14 protein-coding genes and 3 pseudogenes are annotated in these 15,015 nt (G+C 46.9%); 7 read left to right on the top strand and 10 right to left on the bottom strand.

What is annotated here, in order from left to right; genetic code table 11:
* Positions 1-6 precede the first annotated feature (6 nt).
* The 6 genes and pseudogenes from ACH5Y9_RS09840 to ACH5Y9_RS09815 form a co-directional block, all read right to left on the bottom strand.
* A complete protein-coding gene (locus ACH5Y9_RS09840) occupies positions 7-921 on the bottom strand; it encodes a DUF1259 domain-containing protein (protein ID WP_205454530.1) in 915 nt (304 codons plus the stop codon).
* Positions 918-2,309 carry a chromate efflux transporter gene (gene chrA, locus ACH5Y9_RS09835; RefSeq protein WP_205454529.1) on the bottom strand — a complete coding sequence of 464 codons (1,392 nt, stop codon included), beginning with the start codon at positions 2,307-2,309 and terminating at the stop codon, positions 918-920. Before chrA ends, ACH5Y9_RS09840 begins: the two co-directional genes overlap by 4 nt.
* Complete coding sequence (locus ACH5Y9_RS09830) at positions 2,306-3,247, bottom strand: chromate resistance protein ChrB domain-containing protein (RefSeq protein WP_445369472.1); 942 nt, start codon at positions 3,245-3,247, stop codon at positions 2,306-2,308. Before ACH5Y9_RS09830 ends, chrA begins: the two co-directional genes overlap by 4 nt.
* 162 nt (positions 3,248-3,409) lie before the next feature.
* A complete protein-coding gene (locus ACH5Y9_RS09825) occupies positions 3,410-3,862 on the bottom strand; it encodes a putative iron-sulfur cluster-binding metallochaperone (protein ID WP_205454527.1) in 453 nt (150 codons plus the stop codon).
* A gap of 17 nt (positions 3,863-3,879) precedes the next feature.
* A pseudogene (locus tag ACH5Y9_RS09820) lies at positions 3,880-4,585 on the bottom strand (MerT/CopZ fusion-like heavy metal transport selenoprotein).
* Positions 4,586-4,653: 68 nt separating this feature from the next.
* The gene (locus tag ACH5Y9_RS09815) at positions 4,654-5,091 is read right to left on the bottom strand and encodes a MerR family transcriptional regulator (RefSeq protein ID WP_205454594.1); all 438 of its coding nucleotides are present in this window, start codon (positions 5,089-5,091) and stop codon (positions 4,654-4,656) included.
* 573 nt (positions 5,092-5,664) lie between these two features.
* Here ACH5Y9_RS09815 and ACH5Y9_RS09810 point away from each other — a divergent pair.
* The 4 genes from ACH5Y9_RS09810 to ACH5Y9_RS09795 all read left to right on the top strand — a co-directional run bounded on the left by ACH5Y9_RS09810 (position 5,665) and on the right by ACH5Y9_RS09795 (position 9,402).
* On the top strand, positions 5,665-6,282 hold the full coding sequence (locus ACH5Y9_RS09810; RefSeq protein ID WP_292928321.1) for a recombinase family protein: 618 nt from the start codon (positions 5,665-5,667) through the stop codon (positions 6,280-6,282).
* Between the two features lie 147 nt (positions 6,283-6,429).
* Complete coding sequence (locus tag ACH5Y9_RS09805) at positions 6,430-6,612, top strand: hypothetical protein (RefSeq protein ID WP_020485759.1); 183 nt, start codon at positions 6,430-6,432, stop codon at positions 6,610-6,612.
* A gap of 388 nt (positions 6,613-7,000) precedes the next feature.
* Positions 7,001-8,800 carry a hypothetical protein gene (locus ACH5Y9_RS09800; protein ID WP_445369471.1) on the top strand — a complete coding sequence of 600 codons (1,800 nt, stop codon included), beginning with the start codon at positions 7,001-7,003 and terminating at the stop codon, positions 8,798-8,800.
* A 254-nt stretch (positions 8,801-9,054) separates the two neighbouring features.
* On the top strand, positions 9,055-9,402 hold the full coding sequence (locus tag ACH5Y9_RS09795; protein ID WP_081608005.1) for a Y-family DNA polymerase: 348 nt from the start codon (positions 9,055-9,057) through the stop codon (positions 9,400-9,402).
* A gap of 49 nt (positions 9,403-9,451) precedes the next feature.
* Here the strand turns inward: ACH5Y9_RS09795 and ACH5Y9_RS09790 are convergent, their stop codons facing one another.
* The 3 genes from ACH5Y9_RS09790 to ACH5Y9_RS09780 are packed head-to-tail and all read right to left on the bottom strand — an operon-like array spanning position 9,452 to position 11,345.
* Positions 9,452-10,336: an alpha/beta hydrolase family esterase gene (locus tag ACH5Y9_RS09790; RefSeq protein ID WP_020485763.1), complete on the bottom strand. Its 885-nt coding sequence runs from the start codon at positions 10,334-10,336 to the stop codon at positions 9,452-9,454.
* 34 nt (positions 10,337-10,370) lie between these two features.
* Entirely contained in the window at positions 10,371-10,976 is a 606-nt protein-coding gene (locus tag ACH5Y9_RS09785) for a hypothetical protein (protein WP_445369470.1), read from the bottom strand.
* 42 nt (positions 10,977-11,018) lie between these two features.
* The gene (locus ACH5Y9_RS09780) at positions 11,019-11,345 is read right to left on the bottom strand and encodes an EthD family reductase (RefSeq protein WP_033159460.1); all 327 of its coding nucleotides are present in this window, start codon (positions 11,343-11,345) and stop codon (positions 11,019-11,021) included.
* A 117-nt stretch (positions 11,346-11,462) separates the two neighbouring features.
* Here ACH5Y9_RS09780 and ACH5Y9_RS09775 point away from each other — a divergent pair.
* Positions 11,463-12,339, top strand: a pseudogene (locus tag ACH5Y9_RS09775) (LysR family transcriptional regulator).
* Between the two features lie 278 nt (positions 12,340-12,617).
* Here ACH5Y9_RS09775 and ACH5Y9_RS09770 read toward each other — a convergent pair.
* Entirely contained in the window at positions 12,618-13,196 is a 579-nt protein-coding gene (locus tag ACH5Y9_RS09770) for a TMEM175 family protein (protein WP_036276723.1), read from the bottom strand.
* A 612-nt stretch (positions 13,197-13,808) separates the two neighbouring features.
* On the opposite strand from ACH5Y9_RS09770, the gene ACH5Y9_RS09765 reads away from it, so the two are divergent.
* Both ACH5Y9_RS09765 and ACH5Y9_RS09760 read left to right on the top strand, forming a co-directional pair.
* Positions 13,809-14,216, top strand: a complete 408-nt coding sequence (locus ACH5Y9_RS09765; protein WP_445369469.1) for a MerR family transcriptional regulator — start codon at positions 13,809-13,811, stop codon at positions 14,214-14,216.
* Between the two features lie 87 nt (positions 14,217-14,303).
* Positions 14,304-15,013: pseudogene (locus tag ACH5Y9_RS09760) on the top strand (MerT/CopZ fusion-like heavy metal transport selenoprotein).
* Positions 15,014-15,015 lie beyond the last annotated feature (2 nt).

Below are 15,015 nucleotides of genomic sequence, written 5' to 3'. Positions count from 1 at the left end.
GTAGCCTCAAGTTTTCGACTGAGTATCCAGCGCCGCTTTAAAACCTTTGGCCAGAACGTCGACGCTACCTTCTCCCCAGTAATGCAAAAATACGATTCGTGGCGATTCGCCTACCATGTGGTTATGGATTGTGGTGATAGCGATACCGGCACCGCGAAGTGCTTTTAACACGCCTTGCAGTTCAGATTCCAGCACCGCAAAGTCGCCTTCGACGATAGCCTTGTCATTGTTGCCGGCAAACACCGCCCAGGTATTCACACCCACGGTCTTACCAACCGTATGCCCATCCATTTGCGTGCTGCGGCCAATGGTGACTTTATAGACTTCGCCGGCTTTCTCGACGGGCGAACCAATAATGGCTTCAATAGGCTTAGGATCGAGCGAGGTCTTGGCGGCATCAAATGACTTGGGTTTTACATGGGGTTTAGCACTACTGGTTTCCTTGATTTTGGCAAACACCTTGCCGATACCCGTTGCCAGATTATCCGGATCACCAGCGCCACCAATGTGCATGAACATCACTTTCGGCGTATCCCAGAGGAAATGGTTGTGCAATGCGGTGACTTCGATACCATTTTCCAGCGCCGTGCTCATGACCGGATTGATCTGATCTTCCTGTAAAACCATATCACCCATCACCATGGTTTTGTCGCCTGTCGGCGCAAACGCAGCCCATGACGTGAATCCCGTTGCCGCTGTCATTTTTACGCCTGCAACGTTCACAGCCAAATCGCTGCGTGGTACGGTGACTTTGAAGACATTCTCAATAGTATCAAGCTTGCCTTTGGCACCGGTCAGTTGCTCTATCTTGGCGGTATCCAGAGTTCCCGCATGCTGGTTGGGTTCTTGGGCGTAGGCAACGCCGCCCAGTAGTGATGAGATTAACAGCGCTAAAACGCGAGATTGACGCATGGTATTCATAGAACAACTCCTTGCTGGGCAAGCCAGATTTTGATGAAACTAAACAACAGACCGGTGCCGCCGCAAGCAGCGATCACCGGGATTACCCCCACTTTGTAACGAAACAGTGCCAAAAATGCGCAAAGGCTAATGACCGCTGAAATGGCATCGAAACTCCCCGCAAAGCCTTGCGGCCAGAAGACATGCCAGGCGAAGAATACCGCTAGGTTGAGAATTACGCCGACCACGGCAGCAGTAATGCCGGTCAGCGGTGCGGTGAATTTCAGATTGCCATGGGTTGATTCCACCAATGGACCGCCAGCCAGGATGAACAGGAAACTGGGTAGAAAGGTAAAGTAAGTCACCACTGTTGCCGCGATGGTTCCCGCTAGAAACAGTTGATCGGAGCCGAAAATTTTCTGCGTCCATCCAGCGACGAAACCCACAAAGGTCACCACCATGATCAATGGGCCTGGCGTGGTTTCACCGAGAGCTAGACCATCAATCATCTGATGCGCTGTCAGCCAGTGGAAATGCTCAACTGCCCCCTGATAAACGTAGGGCAGAACTGCATAGGCGCCGCCAAAGGTCAGCAGCGCCGCCTTAGTAAAGAACCAGCCCATCTGGGTTAGCGCACCATCCCAACCATAGCGGGCACACAGAAAACCGATGGCACCGCCCCACAGGATCAGGCCAACCAGTATCACTTTTGACAAGCCAGCCCAACTGAACAGGGCGTGGGCTGGAGTCGGAGTGTCGTCGTCAATCAATGCCGGACCGTAGCTTTGTTTGGCCGAACCATGTCCGCCGCCGGTCGCAAATTTCCGAGGGGCTACTTTGCCGCCGATTGCGCCCAAGATGGCTGCTATCAGCACAATCAAAGGAAAAGGTGTGTCGAATAAAAAAATCGCCAGAAAAGCGAGTGCCGACATTGTCCACAGCACCCCATTCTTGAGCGCCCGTGATCCTATTCGATACGCAGCGAAAATCACGATGGCCGTCACAGCCGGTTTGATGCCGTAAAGAATGCCGGCAATTCCAGTGAGATGACCATAGGCCATATAAATGAAGCTCAGGCCAATCAGAATCAACAGTGATGGTAAAACAAACAAACCGCCTGCAACAACGCCGCCCCAACTGCGATGCATTAACCAACCGATATAGGTGGCTAGCTGTTGCGCTTCGGGGCCTGGCAGTAACATGCAGTAATTCAGCGCATGTAAGAAACGCTGCTCGGAAATCCAGCGGCGTTTTTCCACGAGTTCCTGATGCATGATGGCAATTTGCCCGGCTGGGCCACCGAAGCTCACAAAGCCGAGTTTTAGCCAGAATAGGAATGCCTCTCCAAAGCTAACCGGATCGGGTTTAGCTAAGGTGTGATTGGCTGAGTGTTTTTCAGATTGAGTCATTGACCGCTTACCCCTTTCTCAAACGTTACCAGTAGACTGTTAAACACCGCACTGGCGGCGGTTAACAATTGCTCATCATCCAGGATGGCATCACGTAATCCTGCCAGTACGCTTTCAATACCAACGGCTTCCGGCGGTTGCACACCGCCCACATCCAGAAAATGCACCAGCGCACCCAGTCGTTTGAGCGCAGGATTTTCAAGATTGAAACTGGCTAATAAAACCTCAAAGGTGACTAGACCATCAACATGACTGAAGGTCGCGCCGTCGAAATCGAAACCCAGTGCATCAGCAGGGCAATCATTGGGGGAAGCTAGCCAAAGAATTTGCGCTTGAGCATCAATAAAGCGGCGAATCAACCAGGCACAGGCTAGGCGATCTACCCATGGCCGGCTGCGTGTAGCCCAGCTACGACCTTGGTATTCGCTGATTGATAAAGGTGTGATTGAACCTTCAACCGAGTGCGGTTCATCCGGCGATAGTATTCGTACAATTGAAAGTTCGAGTTCCCTAAGGGCGGCCTCGGTTTGTCGCTGTGCTTCACCTGGAAAGAAGTCGATGGCAGAGAGGCTAGTAAAAGCTTTACGGAGTTTTCGAGAATGTTTGAGAATATCTTGAGCATTTTTGGCAGTCAGGCTATCACGTGATTTGGCTATATCCGCCAATAGCGCAGAGAACTCTTCACTACGATCAAAAAAGCTTAAGAAATTGCCATCGACTGGCTCCTCAATCCGCAAAACCAATGCGGTACCGCCACTTTCCCGCACTTCAACACCAATGGCATCTAATGTTTCGCGGCAGGGCACCAGTTCCGGCATCAAATAAACACCGTCACGCAATACGGCCGCGCCCGAGGCCTTCAATGATCGCCACACGCGCATACGAACCGTTGCGTTTTCGGTAGGAAGGCTTGTTATAAGTAAAGACCAGTTATTCATGTAATAAATACTACTCTATGGTAGAGTTTATTACAAATAGTATCTGCAAGACTTAACTTTGCTGATTCCTATCAGGGGAGAAAGCAAAAATCGTACGCTAAGACTTCGGAGTGAATCTATAGCATAAGTTTTGGGCTTGTGCGTATCAGATTGAAGTTATCCCTATATGAGCGTGTCTCTATGACTTTTTTCAAAATATTTAAAATTTGCTAAACAGCATTGGCCTGACGGGTTTCTAATTTCACAAGCACATTCCCCCGCTTGAGTGCGTTGCATGACGAAAGCTTTGATCGGTTCTGCCTGGTGATCTTTTAACGCTAATAAATACTGCCCGGCGTCAATATCAAAACAGTAACAAAGCGCGTCGTTTTGAATGGCTCGATAGCTTCGGAAATGCTGTTTTGGAATAATGATGTTACCCGCACTGGAAAAGTACCCAACTGAGCATGTTTTGGCAGGGCAAAAAAAATAGCTGTCAGTGATGATTGCCTGATTCTCGGGAAACCTGACCTGATGATAAAGCGTAGGCATACCGACACTTTTACAAGTGGAGCCGCATTCAGGACAAATTTGTTTGGTTTTAATGGGTGTATTTGCGCAGCAACAATCAGACATAGACCATATCCTCGACTTTATCGAGAAACAGGTGTGGCCATGGAACCCGGATAGCCAGCATCCGTCGTGGCTTTGATCAAGGCTGCACTATCGGTTTTTTTGCTATCGAAAGTGACTGTGGCAGATTTTGAATCGTAATCGACAATCACTGCTTGTACGCCTTCGACTTCCTGTAAGGCTTTTTTGATGGTCACTGTACACATAGCGCAGGTCATGTTTTCTATATTCAGCGTCACCGTTTGCTGTTGGTTTGGCTGTGCAACAGTTGTTTCAGCATAGGCCGTCGGCATCCACAGTGTGCTTGATGACAAGCTCAAAATTAACAAACTGGTTTTAATTGTCATATCGATTCTCTCAAGCTATAAAAAAGGGTGCCACCCAGGGAAAGGCAAGTAGCAGCAAAATGAACGCGGAGCCAAGCCAAAACACTAGGCGTTGTTTGCGTTGGATGTCGGATATGGCGCAGCTTGCACCTTCTTCACAACAGGAAGGTGTCCGATAAAGTTTGCGATACCCAAATGCCATAAAGACCAGAGTCAGGATGATAAAAAAAGGACGGACCGGTTCAAATCCCGTCAACGTGCTCATCCAGGCCCCGCCAATGCCTAAAGATAAAAGTAAAAAAGGCCCGACACAGCAGGCCGAAGCCCCTATAGCGGCCAAGAGGGCACCGATACCTAACCATGACGGTAGGTTAATGGGTATTTCAGGGTCTGTTTTCATGCGAATCTCCTCAACCAAGCAAGCATCAATGTTGACAAAAAGTCTAAACCCTGTTGTTTAGAACAGAGTCAAGTGGGCGGTGGTGTCTTACTTAAAATCAGGGTTTGGTTGATGGCATCATCGCTAAACGCATCGAGAATAGCGCAACGCGCGGATGGAGCTGTCTGCTGACAGTTGTTGACCAGAGTTCCCAATACCCGACGGAGAGCCGTTAAATCCATGATTTGCTGATCGATCTGCTGGCATTTCTGCTCGGCGAGTTGTCGTATGTCCGCGCAATGTGCTCCATCAAGAGATAACAAGGCGGCAATTTCCTTCAAGGTAAATCCAGCTTGTTGAGCGCGTTTGATAGAGCGGATTCGAGTAATCGCATCATCTGAATAACATCGATAACCACCATCGGGTTTCTCTGGTTCCGTCAGTAAACCAATGCGTTGATAGTGACGGATAGTCTCAATGGTGACTTCGGTTTGTTTGGCAAGTTTGCCTATGGTCAAAGTCGGCATTTTATTGAGCCTTAGATCAAAGGAGTTTTATTGTCATGCATTTTCCAATCACTAGCCTTTAGGCGTCCAGATTTTTCACTTTTTGCGTCACTAATTTTTCACTAATTGTGGTATCCGACAGTTGCAAAAAATCTAACAGAAAGGATTGGATTCATTTATGTAGCGTATCTAAATAGGTACACATAAATAAGTACCCCCTTGGTTCGATAAAACGATTGTCACTTTTCAAAGCTGCAGTCAGCGGATGGTCAAAGTTGATGTCAGCAGATTAATCAACAATAAGTAATTCTGTCAGTTGCGACATGCCGGCTTATTTTTTAGTTATTTTTGTTTTAAGGTCGAACCCTATGTTCGCACTCTCTCCCCGAAAGATTTCTAGCCAACCCACCTATATTAAAAGGTATCTTAAGTAATGAAGTTGGCTTCTGATATTCTTGCAGTCGTCTTCTGACAGCGGTAGTAGCCAAAATAGATAGCCAAGTAGGTGATGGCCAAATTACATTGCGGTTCTAATTATTGGCCATATGATTTATACTGGGCTAAATTAAGTATACCCATTTTGGCCATCCAACCATGAAAGTTGCTCGTATCTACCTTCGCGTCAGTACCGAAGAACAAGACCTTACCCGTCAAACCGAAATCGTCCACAGTGCTCGGGCAGAAGGGTATTACATCGCCGGCATCTACCGTGAAAAGGCTTCGGGTGCCTGTGCTGATCGGCCCGAGCTACTACGAATGATTGCAGACCTACAATCAGGCGAAGTCGTCGTAGCTGAGAAAATTGACCGCATCAGTCGGCTTCCCTTGGCCGAAGCCGAGCAACTGGTTGGATCAATCCGGGCCAAGGGAGCAAGACTGGCTGTGCCGGGCCTAGTCGATTTATCCGATTTTGCGGCTGAGGCCGACGGTGTGGCCAAGATCGTTTTGGAGTCGGTGCAGGAATTATTACTTAAACTTGCCCTGCAAATGACACGTGATGACTATGAGACTCGCCGAGAGCGACAGCGCCAAGGTGTTCAGCTTGCCAAGATCGCCGGTAAGTATGCGGGTCGCATCCCTGATACCACGACACATCAGCGTATCGTTGCGCTGCGTGGAGCAGGACATACTATCAAACGGACCGCTGAGCTGGCTGGATGTAGCCAAAGCCAGGTCAAGCGCATATGGGCAGAGCATAAGGGCAGTCACTAAATTATAATCCTGTTCAAGTGGTCTGCTTTCATGCCCCTGCAAGGCAAGGGTTGCTTTGCGGAAATTGGCGACTGGCAATGCAGAAGTATGACGAAGCGGCACTGGACTGCGCATTGACAAACCAGATATTGATAGAGGTGATCTGCAATGAAAAAAGAATACCGTAGCCGTTTGATGGTCTCCGTACATGAAACCGCCGAAGGCTTGCATGAGGCTGGCGTCATGGATAAGCGTACCATGCGCAAATTCGACGAACTGTGTCTAACGCCAATCAGAGGGTGTCAGATTGGAGCACACATCGACTTGGTGTCTGTACGAACGGAGAAATAGCGTCAGAGTTAGCTGGGTTCGTGCATTTCTTGCCGATTCCGGCTCAACGTCTATTCGCACAACCGGACACCTCATCCCCTTGGCGGACGATTTTTTCCGAATTCTGGGGCGCCCTGCATATTCCACCCCAATCCAGCCACCGATTCCGAGACGATTACGTCAGTAGTGAATGATAGCTTTTGAAAGTGGCGAAATGTCGCGATCGACCCCTATGAGCTGTCAGATAAGATTTAATTTGCGGTGACAGGAAAAGGCAAATAAGCTGCCCTTCAAAATGTAGATTAGCTTGCGTAACAGCACATTTCGAAGCCAACAATTCCTCCGGATACGCTATCGCTAATCAAAGCAGGCTATCGACTTCTGGTTTAAATGGGATAAGAAAAATTCAATGAATGACGTGTTTTCAAAAATCAAATCAGGCGACTTATATAGCTTACTAGCAAGTTGCAGTAACGAGGATTTGGCTCCTCTGGTTAGCTATATAACCGATAAGCTTTCGAATTATCTTGTAACTGATGATATCTACAAAAGGCATAGTCCAGATCACACAAAATATACCAAATTAATCGCGAGCGAAATTCGACTTTATGGCGGAAATTCGGTAAGCAATATAGCTCGCGGAGGGGTGGGGCCTGATTATGATGAGGTTTTATTTGATGTTTGTCAGAAGATAGGCATTCCATCAACTAAAGGAAGAATTCTTGATAATGAATCAAATTTATTAAGAATTTGCCTTCCTTATGGTTGGGAAGCTCTTAGTCCGGTTAATCAACAAGCCGCTGTAAAGAAGGCTAGGGATACATACGCAACTACGGGCGGCATAGTTACAACTGGTGTAGGAACTGCAACAATTTTTGCAACTGCTATTAGAACAATCGCTGTACCAGTTGGCGTAGGCTTAATTGCTAAAGGTGTTGCTGACCCGGCATTTGAAGTGACTATTCCCTGTGTTTTACACATTGCATATCTTCGGTGGAAAGTGCTCAACTACATCGAAAACCACAGGAAGAAAACGTTACAAATCGCTAATGTCAGTGCGTCAACCAATAGTCAATTAGTCGTAAATCGTGATTCACCGCTTATTATCGGGGAAGATGCTGATAAACCTGTTCTGACATTTGCCTTGGCTAAAATTTCAAAACACTCTCCCGTAAATTGGCAACCTGTTTCAGAATCTGACGGCACAGGAATTAGCAGTTTTAATCCACTATTGCAAGCAGTTCCCAGCATGGTCACCAAGATGCATATTGCTACGACGCAATATGTAGAGGTGAATATTCGGCTGGACTCTTTGACACCAGTAAAAAATAGCACCGATGAATTAAGAGGCTATGTTATAGGTTCTAACGGTCGTATTACAGAGCAGGCGAAACTACTCTCTCCAGAGAACCTCGAGAAAATTGTTAATGCGGGCGCATTATTTCAGGTTGCATCTGTAATTGTCGCTCAAAAACATTTGGCAGATATAAGCCAAAAATTGACTGAAATTAAAAAAACAGTTGATGATATTCATAAGCATCAGAAAGATAAACGAGAAACAGATATAACAGGAGCGGTCGATTATTTCAAACAAATAGCCCCTTCAATTTTGGCTGGTGAGTTAAGAGATTCTTATGAACACCAAATTGAAAAATATGAAGGTGAGTTGCTTTCTATTAGAAATCATTTGTTGAAGGATATTAAAAATCAAAATCATGAAATCGAAAATCTAAAAGATGGTCATATATTTGGTACGGAAGGGATAAAGGCGTTGATAAAGAAGCATCAGAATGAACTTTTCAACCTATATCAGCAACTGTTCCTTTGCATTCGAGCACGCGCATGTGGTTGGCAGCTTTTGCTTGCATTTCCTAGAACTGAAGAAATTGCAAAAAGCCGTAAACAGAATATTGATGAATCACTTGCAGTGCTAAATGTTGATGGCGAATTGGTGAAGCAGACCATTGCTGAAATGGATAAAAAAATCCGCAGCCTTTCAGCAATTACCAATACTGCGCAAACGCTTAATGAACGAAAACTGGATTTATTAAAGTGGCAAGACAAATTGATAGAAGAAATTACATATACTAGAAGTGAAATTGACGCGAATATCCGTTCTGTAGAATCGTTGGTACAGGATAAACACGGCGCAACAAAATTCCTTCTCAAAGTTGAAGGTGACAAAATAGTTGCCCGTAGCCCTTTGTGAATGTCTCTAGCCCGTAGGCGGTTAACAGCATGCACCGCACTTTAGCGATTGGCGCGACTCGTAAATTCACCCCCCTACAGCTGCTTTTGGCTGGACATTTGCCATTGGCGCTTTTGATTCGTCTGGCGGCATAATGGCCGATTCTGTTGAAAAGTCGGTTTTATTAAAATTTTAACCAATTTTTGACGTTCGTCAAAATGATAACTGTTTGTTTTCAAAAATAGCTTGCTTTTTAATTTCACATAAATGCGGACATGTCAACCAGGGTCATGGCGACCCTGGGGACCTTTACCCCCTGCATGGAAATCTATTCAATTGACGAAGCGTTTCTTGATTTGACCGGCGTCTATCCGTGTCAATCCGACCCGATTGCTTACGGACAGCGCATCAAGCAAGCGGTGTTCCGCGCGACCGGCATTCCAGTCTGTGTCGGCATGGGGCCGACCAAGACCTTGGCCAAACTGGCTAACTTCGCCGCCAAGAAATGGCCCAAAACTCACGGCGTATTGGATGTATCGGACCAGTTGCGCAGGGAAAAGCTAATGCGTATCGTACCGGTCAACGAGGTCTGGGGGATTGGCCCGCAACAGCTGATTTTTTGATACAGTAAGCCATCAGAATTGATAGTGTTCATTGTCTCGCAGCCGCCGGTTACATATTGGTATGGTGATGCAAGAAAAAATCGATGATGGCATCGCTACGCTGTTCCGGCCATTGCGCATGCGGTTTGTCGCCTTCGCAATACACGGTTTTTACGCCATTGGCGCAACCGGAATAAGCCACGCAACCGTTGCCGATCGTATCGGGAATCGGCTCGCATTTGTTACAGGCCGCCCACCAGCCGGCTGTTTGCTGTCCGTAACCCGGAAACAGCCGGTCCTTGCTGCTGTGTATAATCATAACCGGCAAGGGTTCCGGGCATTTGCGGTCGCGTAAGTCCTCATAGGTTACGCCGGCGGCACTGGGGGCGATTGCTGTAGGAATGTGCCGGGTGCCGGTCATAAAAGCTAAAGCCATTGCCGAGGTGCCGCCATCGGAATGACCGGTTACATAGACCTGTTTTTCATCGATACACCATTTTTTAGCCATCGCATGGGGGATCGTACCCAGTTCCACGGTGGTGCTCGGCGAAAGCTCGGGATGATCGGCATAAGCAACGATAAAACCGGAGCGGGTTGCGGGTAAGGTGAATCCTGTCATCTTCTCCGTTTTGGCGCGATTCGCACCCGCCGGTGAAAATACCAGTAATAAAGGATGGGCTATCGATGCATCATAATTCTTAGGGGTGCGGACGTTGTAATTTATGCCGTTTTCGGTTTCTTCTCCGTACGTTTCTCCGGTATCGCCACTCAATAGGTCAGGCTGGCAAGTGCCGCGCGGCATATCCGGTCGGTAAACGGTTTGCCCTAGTTCCACCGGAACGCCGCTATGATCCAGCCAAAGCATGCCGGCCAGCGCTATTACCGGCAATCCGAACAAGACTTTTTGCCAACGATTGCTTTCAAGAAGATAGGACTTTAACTGTGCAATATTCATTTTGATGGCTCCCTTGATGGGTTCGGCGCTGGGTTTAGGCTTCCGGATTTTGCTCGGGCGTATGCTTTAACGCGGCCCGGAACAAGCCGTAAGCCAGCAAAGACAGGCTGGCTATCGTTATCAGCAGCGGCGTATAGTTTTTACCCGGCACCGACTCCAGCCCGACGGAGAACGGAATATGGGTATCCAGGCGCTTATCCTTGTCGACAATAGCGATGTGTGCCAAATAATTACCAGCACCATATTGACTAAAATCGACCATACTATCGAAAGTACCGTTTTTAACTTTTTTCGGCTGCTGATAAAAAACCCTTTGCCCTTCAGGTTCTTTGGTGATTTCGAATTCCACGCTGACATTGCGCAGACTTTTACCTTCGTAGTCGAACACCAAATTAGTTGGGCCGATTTCGGGAATGATGCTGCAATATTCCCGATCCCCTGACAGAGTCGGGGTATAGGCCGTGAAATGGACTCGTTCAAAACCAACCCTCGTAACGCAAGCATCGGCCTCGTCAGGCGCACCTCGATGCGCTTGGGCAATAGTTGGCATTAATCCGACCCAAAAGACAACAGGCAGCAGACCCAGCCACCTAATGCGCTTATAAGCCACCTTTTTTAGTTTGTTGATTGAGTTAGACATTGATTTGCCTCCACTGTGATTATGTTAAATCCGATGGTCGGATTAGAAATCAAAGGTTTCCACCTCGGAGATCAGAAACAACGGCTCACCACCGCTAGAAATCTCAACGGCATGCTGAGCTGTTTCTTGACCGCCTGGTGAATTCAGACAAGCCTTTAATTCGGCGAGCGATGGAAAATAAACCTCGGCAATTCGATGAAACTGCGCTGCAGATTTGTCTACATTGGAAAGAATCAATGAGGCGACAAATCGTGTTTTGCCGGCCAGCTTTTCGACAGCCATCGGCACATGCTCATCAGCATAACGACGTTCAAAAGTTTTTAAATCTGTTGGCGTAGGGTACATTACGATTAATTTTGCAGTTTTCATAGGAATATTGAATATTTATTTGATTGGACGTTTATATTAAATAATGAGTTAGGAAAATAGTAAAATACCAATTTTCTATGAAACAATAGGTTTTTCCTATTCAAAAAGGGGCAAACTGTGGAAATGCAACAAATTCGCTATTTTCTCGCCGTCTGCGATAAAGGTTCGTTCACTCGCGCTGCACAAGCAACCTATGTGGCCCAACCCTCGCTGACCCAAGCAATTAAGAAATTGGAAGAAGAACTTGGCGGTGAGCTATTTAGCCGAGACCGCAGCGGATGTCGGTTGACGGCTTTAGGACGTTTGGTCGAACCTTCTATACGTGAAATAGTGCGCAAGACGCAAGCTCTCAAAGCTGAGGCTGTGCGTTTCAGACCGCTTAAATACTGTGCCACTTCGCATCGGCGTGATGACGACCATTGCCGCACACCATTTAAGTCCATTCTTCACTAACTTTCAGCAAGAACGACCCCATGTAGAACTGGAATTAATTGTCGACAGTGAATGCAATCTATTGAATCAACTTGATGAAGATGGCCTGGATTTAGTTATCAGCGCACCAACATCCTTACTGGCAGAGCATTACCAGTCTTTAAAGCTTTACGAAGAACGCTATGTCGTTGTCTTCAACGACAAACACCGTTTCAATCAAATGCAACAAATTGATTTAGCGACCATACAAGCTGAACCTTACTTGGATCGCCTGAACTGTGAATTGCGTGAAACACTGAGGAGTGTGTGCCAGGGACGGCAGGTCAATCTTTATGCTGCCTATAGAAGTAATAGCGAAGAGTGGATACTGAGTATGGTACGCGCCGGCATCGGTGTTGCGCTAATGCCGGAATTCACCATCACCAAAAATGCAGATCAGATTCGAGTTCGTTATCTGTCAGATCCGGAAATTCGTCGCACCATCTGCGCTATATTCCCACCCACATCGGCCGCAAAACCCGAAGTGGCAGAAGTATTGAAAAGTCTGCGGATGAGTTTTTAAAAAATCACTGGTTAGGCAAAACTAAATCAAAAGTCCGATTATGGCGTTTAAAGGGGTTAGGAAACCTCTGATTATTGCAGTTTTTCAAGAAAAATTGACGCGCAAGCCATTGTTTTAATGGGTGCTGAAGCAATCGGCCAGAAAGCCGTCATACATGTTTCTCAATAGCTGACCTGCAAATAGGCTTGAGCAGACCTTCACCAACTCAATTTATTGTTGAAGGTTACAATGAAAAGCCCAGTTTTATTTGGTCAATTGCTTGGCAAATCAAAATCCTTTTAATATTCATACATCACGTTCTCAATACGGCGATCTGGCACTAACCATAGCAATGCGACCAGCACATAAAGCCCTTGAGCTAACCATGGCGACCAAAACGTGCTTAGTGTCGCTATTAAGTAAATCAATGGTGAGGATTTACCCTTCCAGTCGCTACCGACAGCTCTTTTTAATAGCGAATTTGTCCCTTGTGAACCGATGATGAGGTATTGTAATAATATGTAAGCGATTGCTGCCATCAATAGAACCACGCCGTAAGCCATCGTTGGTATAGCCGCAAAGTGATTTTCCCCCATCCAGGCAGTTGTGAACGGAAATAACGATAACCAGAACAATAAATGCAGGTTTGCCCACAATATCGAACCAGTGACTTTTTGGCATGTATGCAGTAAATGGTGATGGTTATTCCAGTAAATGCCTACATAGACGAAGCTCAACACATAGCTTAAAAGCACAGGAATCAAAGGAATCAGCGCATTGATGTCCGCAGTATGGGGTACTTTCAATTCCAATACCATGATGGTGATAATGATGGCCAGTACCCCATCACTGAATGCCTCCAGCCGACCTTTACCCATGTCTTACCTCGTTAACGTACTGTAGTGATGGGTAGCTATTATTACAGCCTATGGTTACGCACAGTTTTTTAAAATACAAAATTCAATTGGGCTCTTACATAATCGCTATCATGTCCACCTTCAGTAATCACTTGTCCCGCAAAAAATGGGTGTAAGTAAAACCGAAGGAAAGGTGTTTATTGATTTCTCACTCTGTGTTTGCCGAAATGGCGAGGGCTCGATATTGGCAGGCACCCTCTATATGTGGATGTCGCAAAATTGGCCGTTGGATGCGGTCGCCAATGGCCGCTTTGTAGATCTCCAGTTCCCAGGCGCTGGATTTAGCTGACTGACTGGTTTGGAGAAGTGCGACCGTCAAGTTTGGGTCGTTAGGAATCAGTGACGAACGACCGCTTTCGGGTATCGGAATTCAATGACGGCTTTCGGGCGATGAATCTGAAGAGCTGATGGTCGCCAGGCGACCCTAAGCTGTCCATGTGACCCCAATTACCCCATAGGCAGGCATCTGACAATTAGCCGCCATTCAAGATAATATTCATAGTTATTTGTTAATAGCTGATAAGTGGAAAAACTGAGGGACAATAAAATCCCTTTAACATTTGGTTCAATGAGATGTCGCCTTTAACCATCGGCAAACTTGCCAAACAAACCGAAGTCACCATTGAAACCATCCGTCACTATCAACGCATTGGTTTACTGACAGAGCCAGCGAAACCCGATGGCGGTTATCGAGTTTATTCAGCTGATGCGATTGCCCGAATACGTTTTATCAAACGCGCTCAACAGGCTGGATTTACCTTGAAAGAAATCGCCACCTTGCTATCGCTTGATGGGGCGCACTGTGCTGATGTTCGACAAGTCGCCGAGCAAAAATGCCAGCAGATCGATCAACAAATCAGGGATTTAACCACTCTCCGTCAGGTATTGGAAAGCCTGGTCAACGACTGTCAGCAGACAGCTCCAGCCGCTCGTTGCGCTATTCTCGATGCGTTTAGCGATGATGCATCATCCCAACCTTGATTCTAAATCACGCACTTGACTCTGTTCTAAACAACAGGGTTTAGACTCCATACCAACATTGAGCATGGTTTGGCTTAGGAGATTGCTATGAATACAGACCCAGAAACCCCCACTAACACCCCGTCATGGTTGGGTATCAGCGCCATATTGGCCGCTGTAGGGGCTTCGGCCTGTTGTGTCGGCCCATTTTTGCTGTTGTCGTTGGGTATTGGCGGTGCGTGGATCAGCACATTGACGGCTATGGAACCGGCCCGACCATTTTTCATTATCCTGACCCTGATTTTTGTAGGACTAGGCTATCGAAAACTCTATCTAACGCCTGATCGCTGTGCGGTAGGTGAAATCTGCTCCACAACCGACAACCAACGCCGACAGCGCCTGCTGTTTTGGCTGGGTTCCACATTCATTTTGATGTTGCTAGCTTTTCCCTGGGTAGCGCCTTTTTTCATAGCTTGAGAGGATTCGATATGACCATTAAATCTGGATTATTACTGATAAGTTTGTTGTTACCGGCCACTTTGTGGATGCCAGTGGCCTATGCTGAAATCACAGAAGCACTGCCAAACCAACAACAAACGGTAACGCTGAAGTTAGAGAATATGACTTGTAGCATGTGTACCGTCACTATCAAAAAAGCCTTGCAGCAAGTCGAAGGCGTACAAAAAGTGGTTGTCGATTACGATACCAAAACCGCCGAGGTTACTTTCGACGGCCAAAAAACCAATAGCGCCGCCTTGATCAAAGCCACGACGGATGCCGGTTATCCGGGTTCCCTGGTCACACCTATTAGCCAATAAGG

The sequence above is a fragment of the Methylomonas sp. BW4-1 genome, assembly GCF_052474385.1.
This window is presented reverse-complemented; position numbering and strand designations above follow the sequence as displayed.

Bases quoted from the DNA above. Each gene is read 5' to 3' on its own strand.
- ACH5Y9_RS09780 (WP_033159460.1), bottom strand. From the start codon at position 11,345: ATGAAAACTGCAAAATTAATCGTAATGTACCCTACGCCAACAGATTTA.
- ACH5Y9_RS09825 (WP_205454527.1), bottom strand. From the start codon at position 3,862: ATGTCTGATTGTTGCTGCGCAAATACACCCATTAAAACCAAACAAATT.
- ACH5Y9_RS09810 (WP_292928321.1), top strand. From the start codon at position 5,665: ATGAAAGTTGCTCGTATCTACCTTCGCGTCAGTACCGAAGAACAAGAC.
- ACH5Y9_RS09765 (WP_445369469.1), top strand. From the start codon at position 13,809: ATGTCGCCTTTAACCATCGGCAAACTTGCCAAACAAACCGAAGTCACC.
- ACH5Y9_RS09830 (WP_445369472.1), bottom strand. From the start codon at position 3,247: ATGAATAACTGGTCTTTACTTATAACAAGCCTTCCTACCGAAAACGCA.
- ACH5Y9_RS09805 (WP_020485759.1), top strand. From the start codon at position 6,430: ATGAAAAAAGAATACCGTAGCCGTTTGATGGTCTCCGTACATGAAACC.
- ACH5Y9_RS09770 (WP_036276723.1), bottom strand. From the start codon at position 13,196: ATGGGTAAAGGTCGGCTGGAGGCATTCAGTGATGGGGTACTGGCCATC.
- ACH5Y9_RS09795 (WP_081608005.1), top strand. From the start codon at position 9,055: ATGTCAACCAGGGTCATGGCGACCCTGGGGACCTTTACCCCCTGCATG.
- ACH5Y9_RS09790 (WP_020485763.1), bottom strand. From the start codon at position 10,336: ATGAATATTGCACAGTTAAAGTCCTATCTTCTTGAAAGCAATCGTTGG.
- ACH5Y9_RS09800 (WP_445369471.1), top strand. From the start codon at position 7,001: ATGAATGACGTGTTTTCAAAAATCAAATCAGGCGACTTATATAGCTTA.
- ACH5Y9_RS09785 (WP_445369470.1), bottom strand. From the start codon at position 10,976: ATGTCTAACTCAATCAACAAACTAAAAAAGGTGGCTTATAAGCGCATT.
- ACH5Y9_RS09840 (WP_205454530.1), bottom strand. From the start codon at position 921: ATGAATACCATGCGTCAATCTCGCGTTTTAGCGCTGTTAATCTCATCA.
- ACH5Y9_RS09815 (WP_205454594.1), bottom strand. From the start codon at position 5,091: ATGCCGACTTTGACCATAGGCAAACTTGCCAAACAAACCGAAGTCACC.
- chrA (WP_205454529.1), bottom strand. From the start codon at position 2,309: ATGACTCAATCTGAAAAACACTCAGCCAATCACACCTTAGCTAAACCC.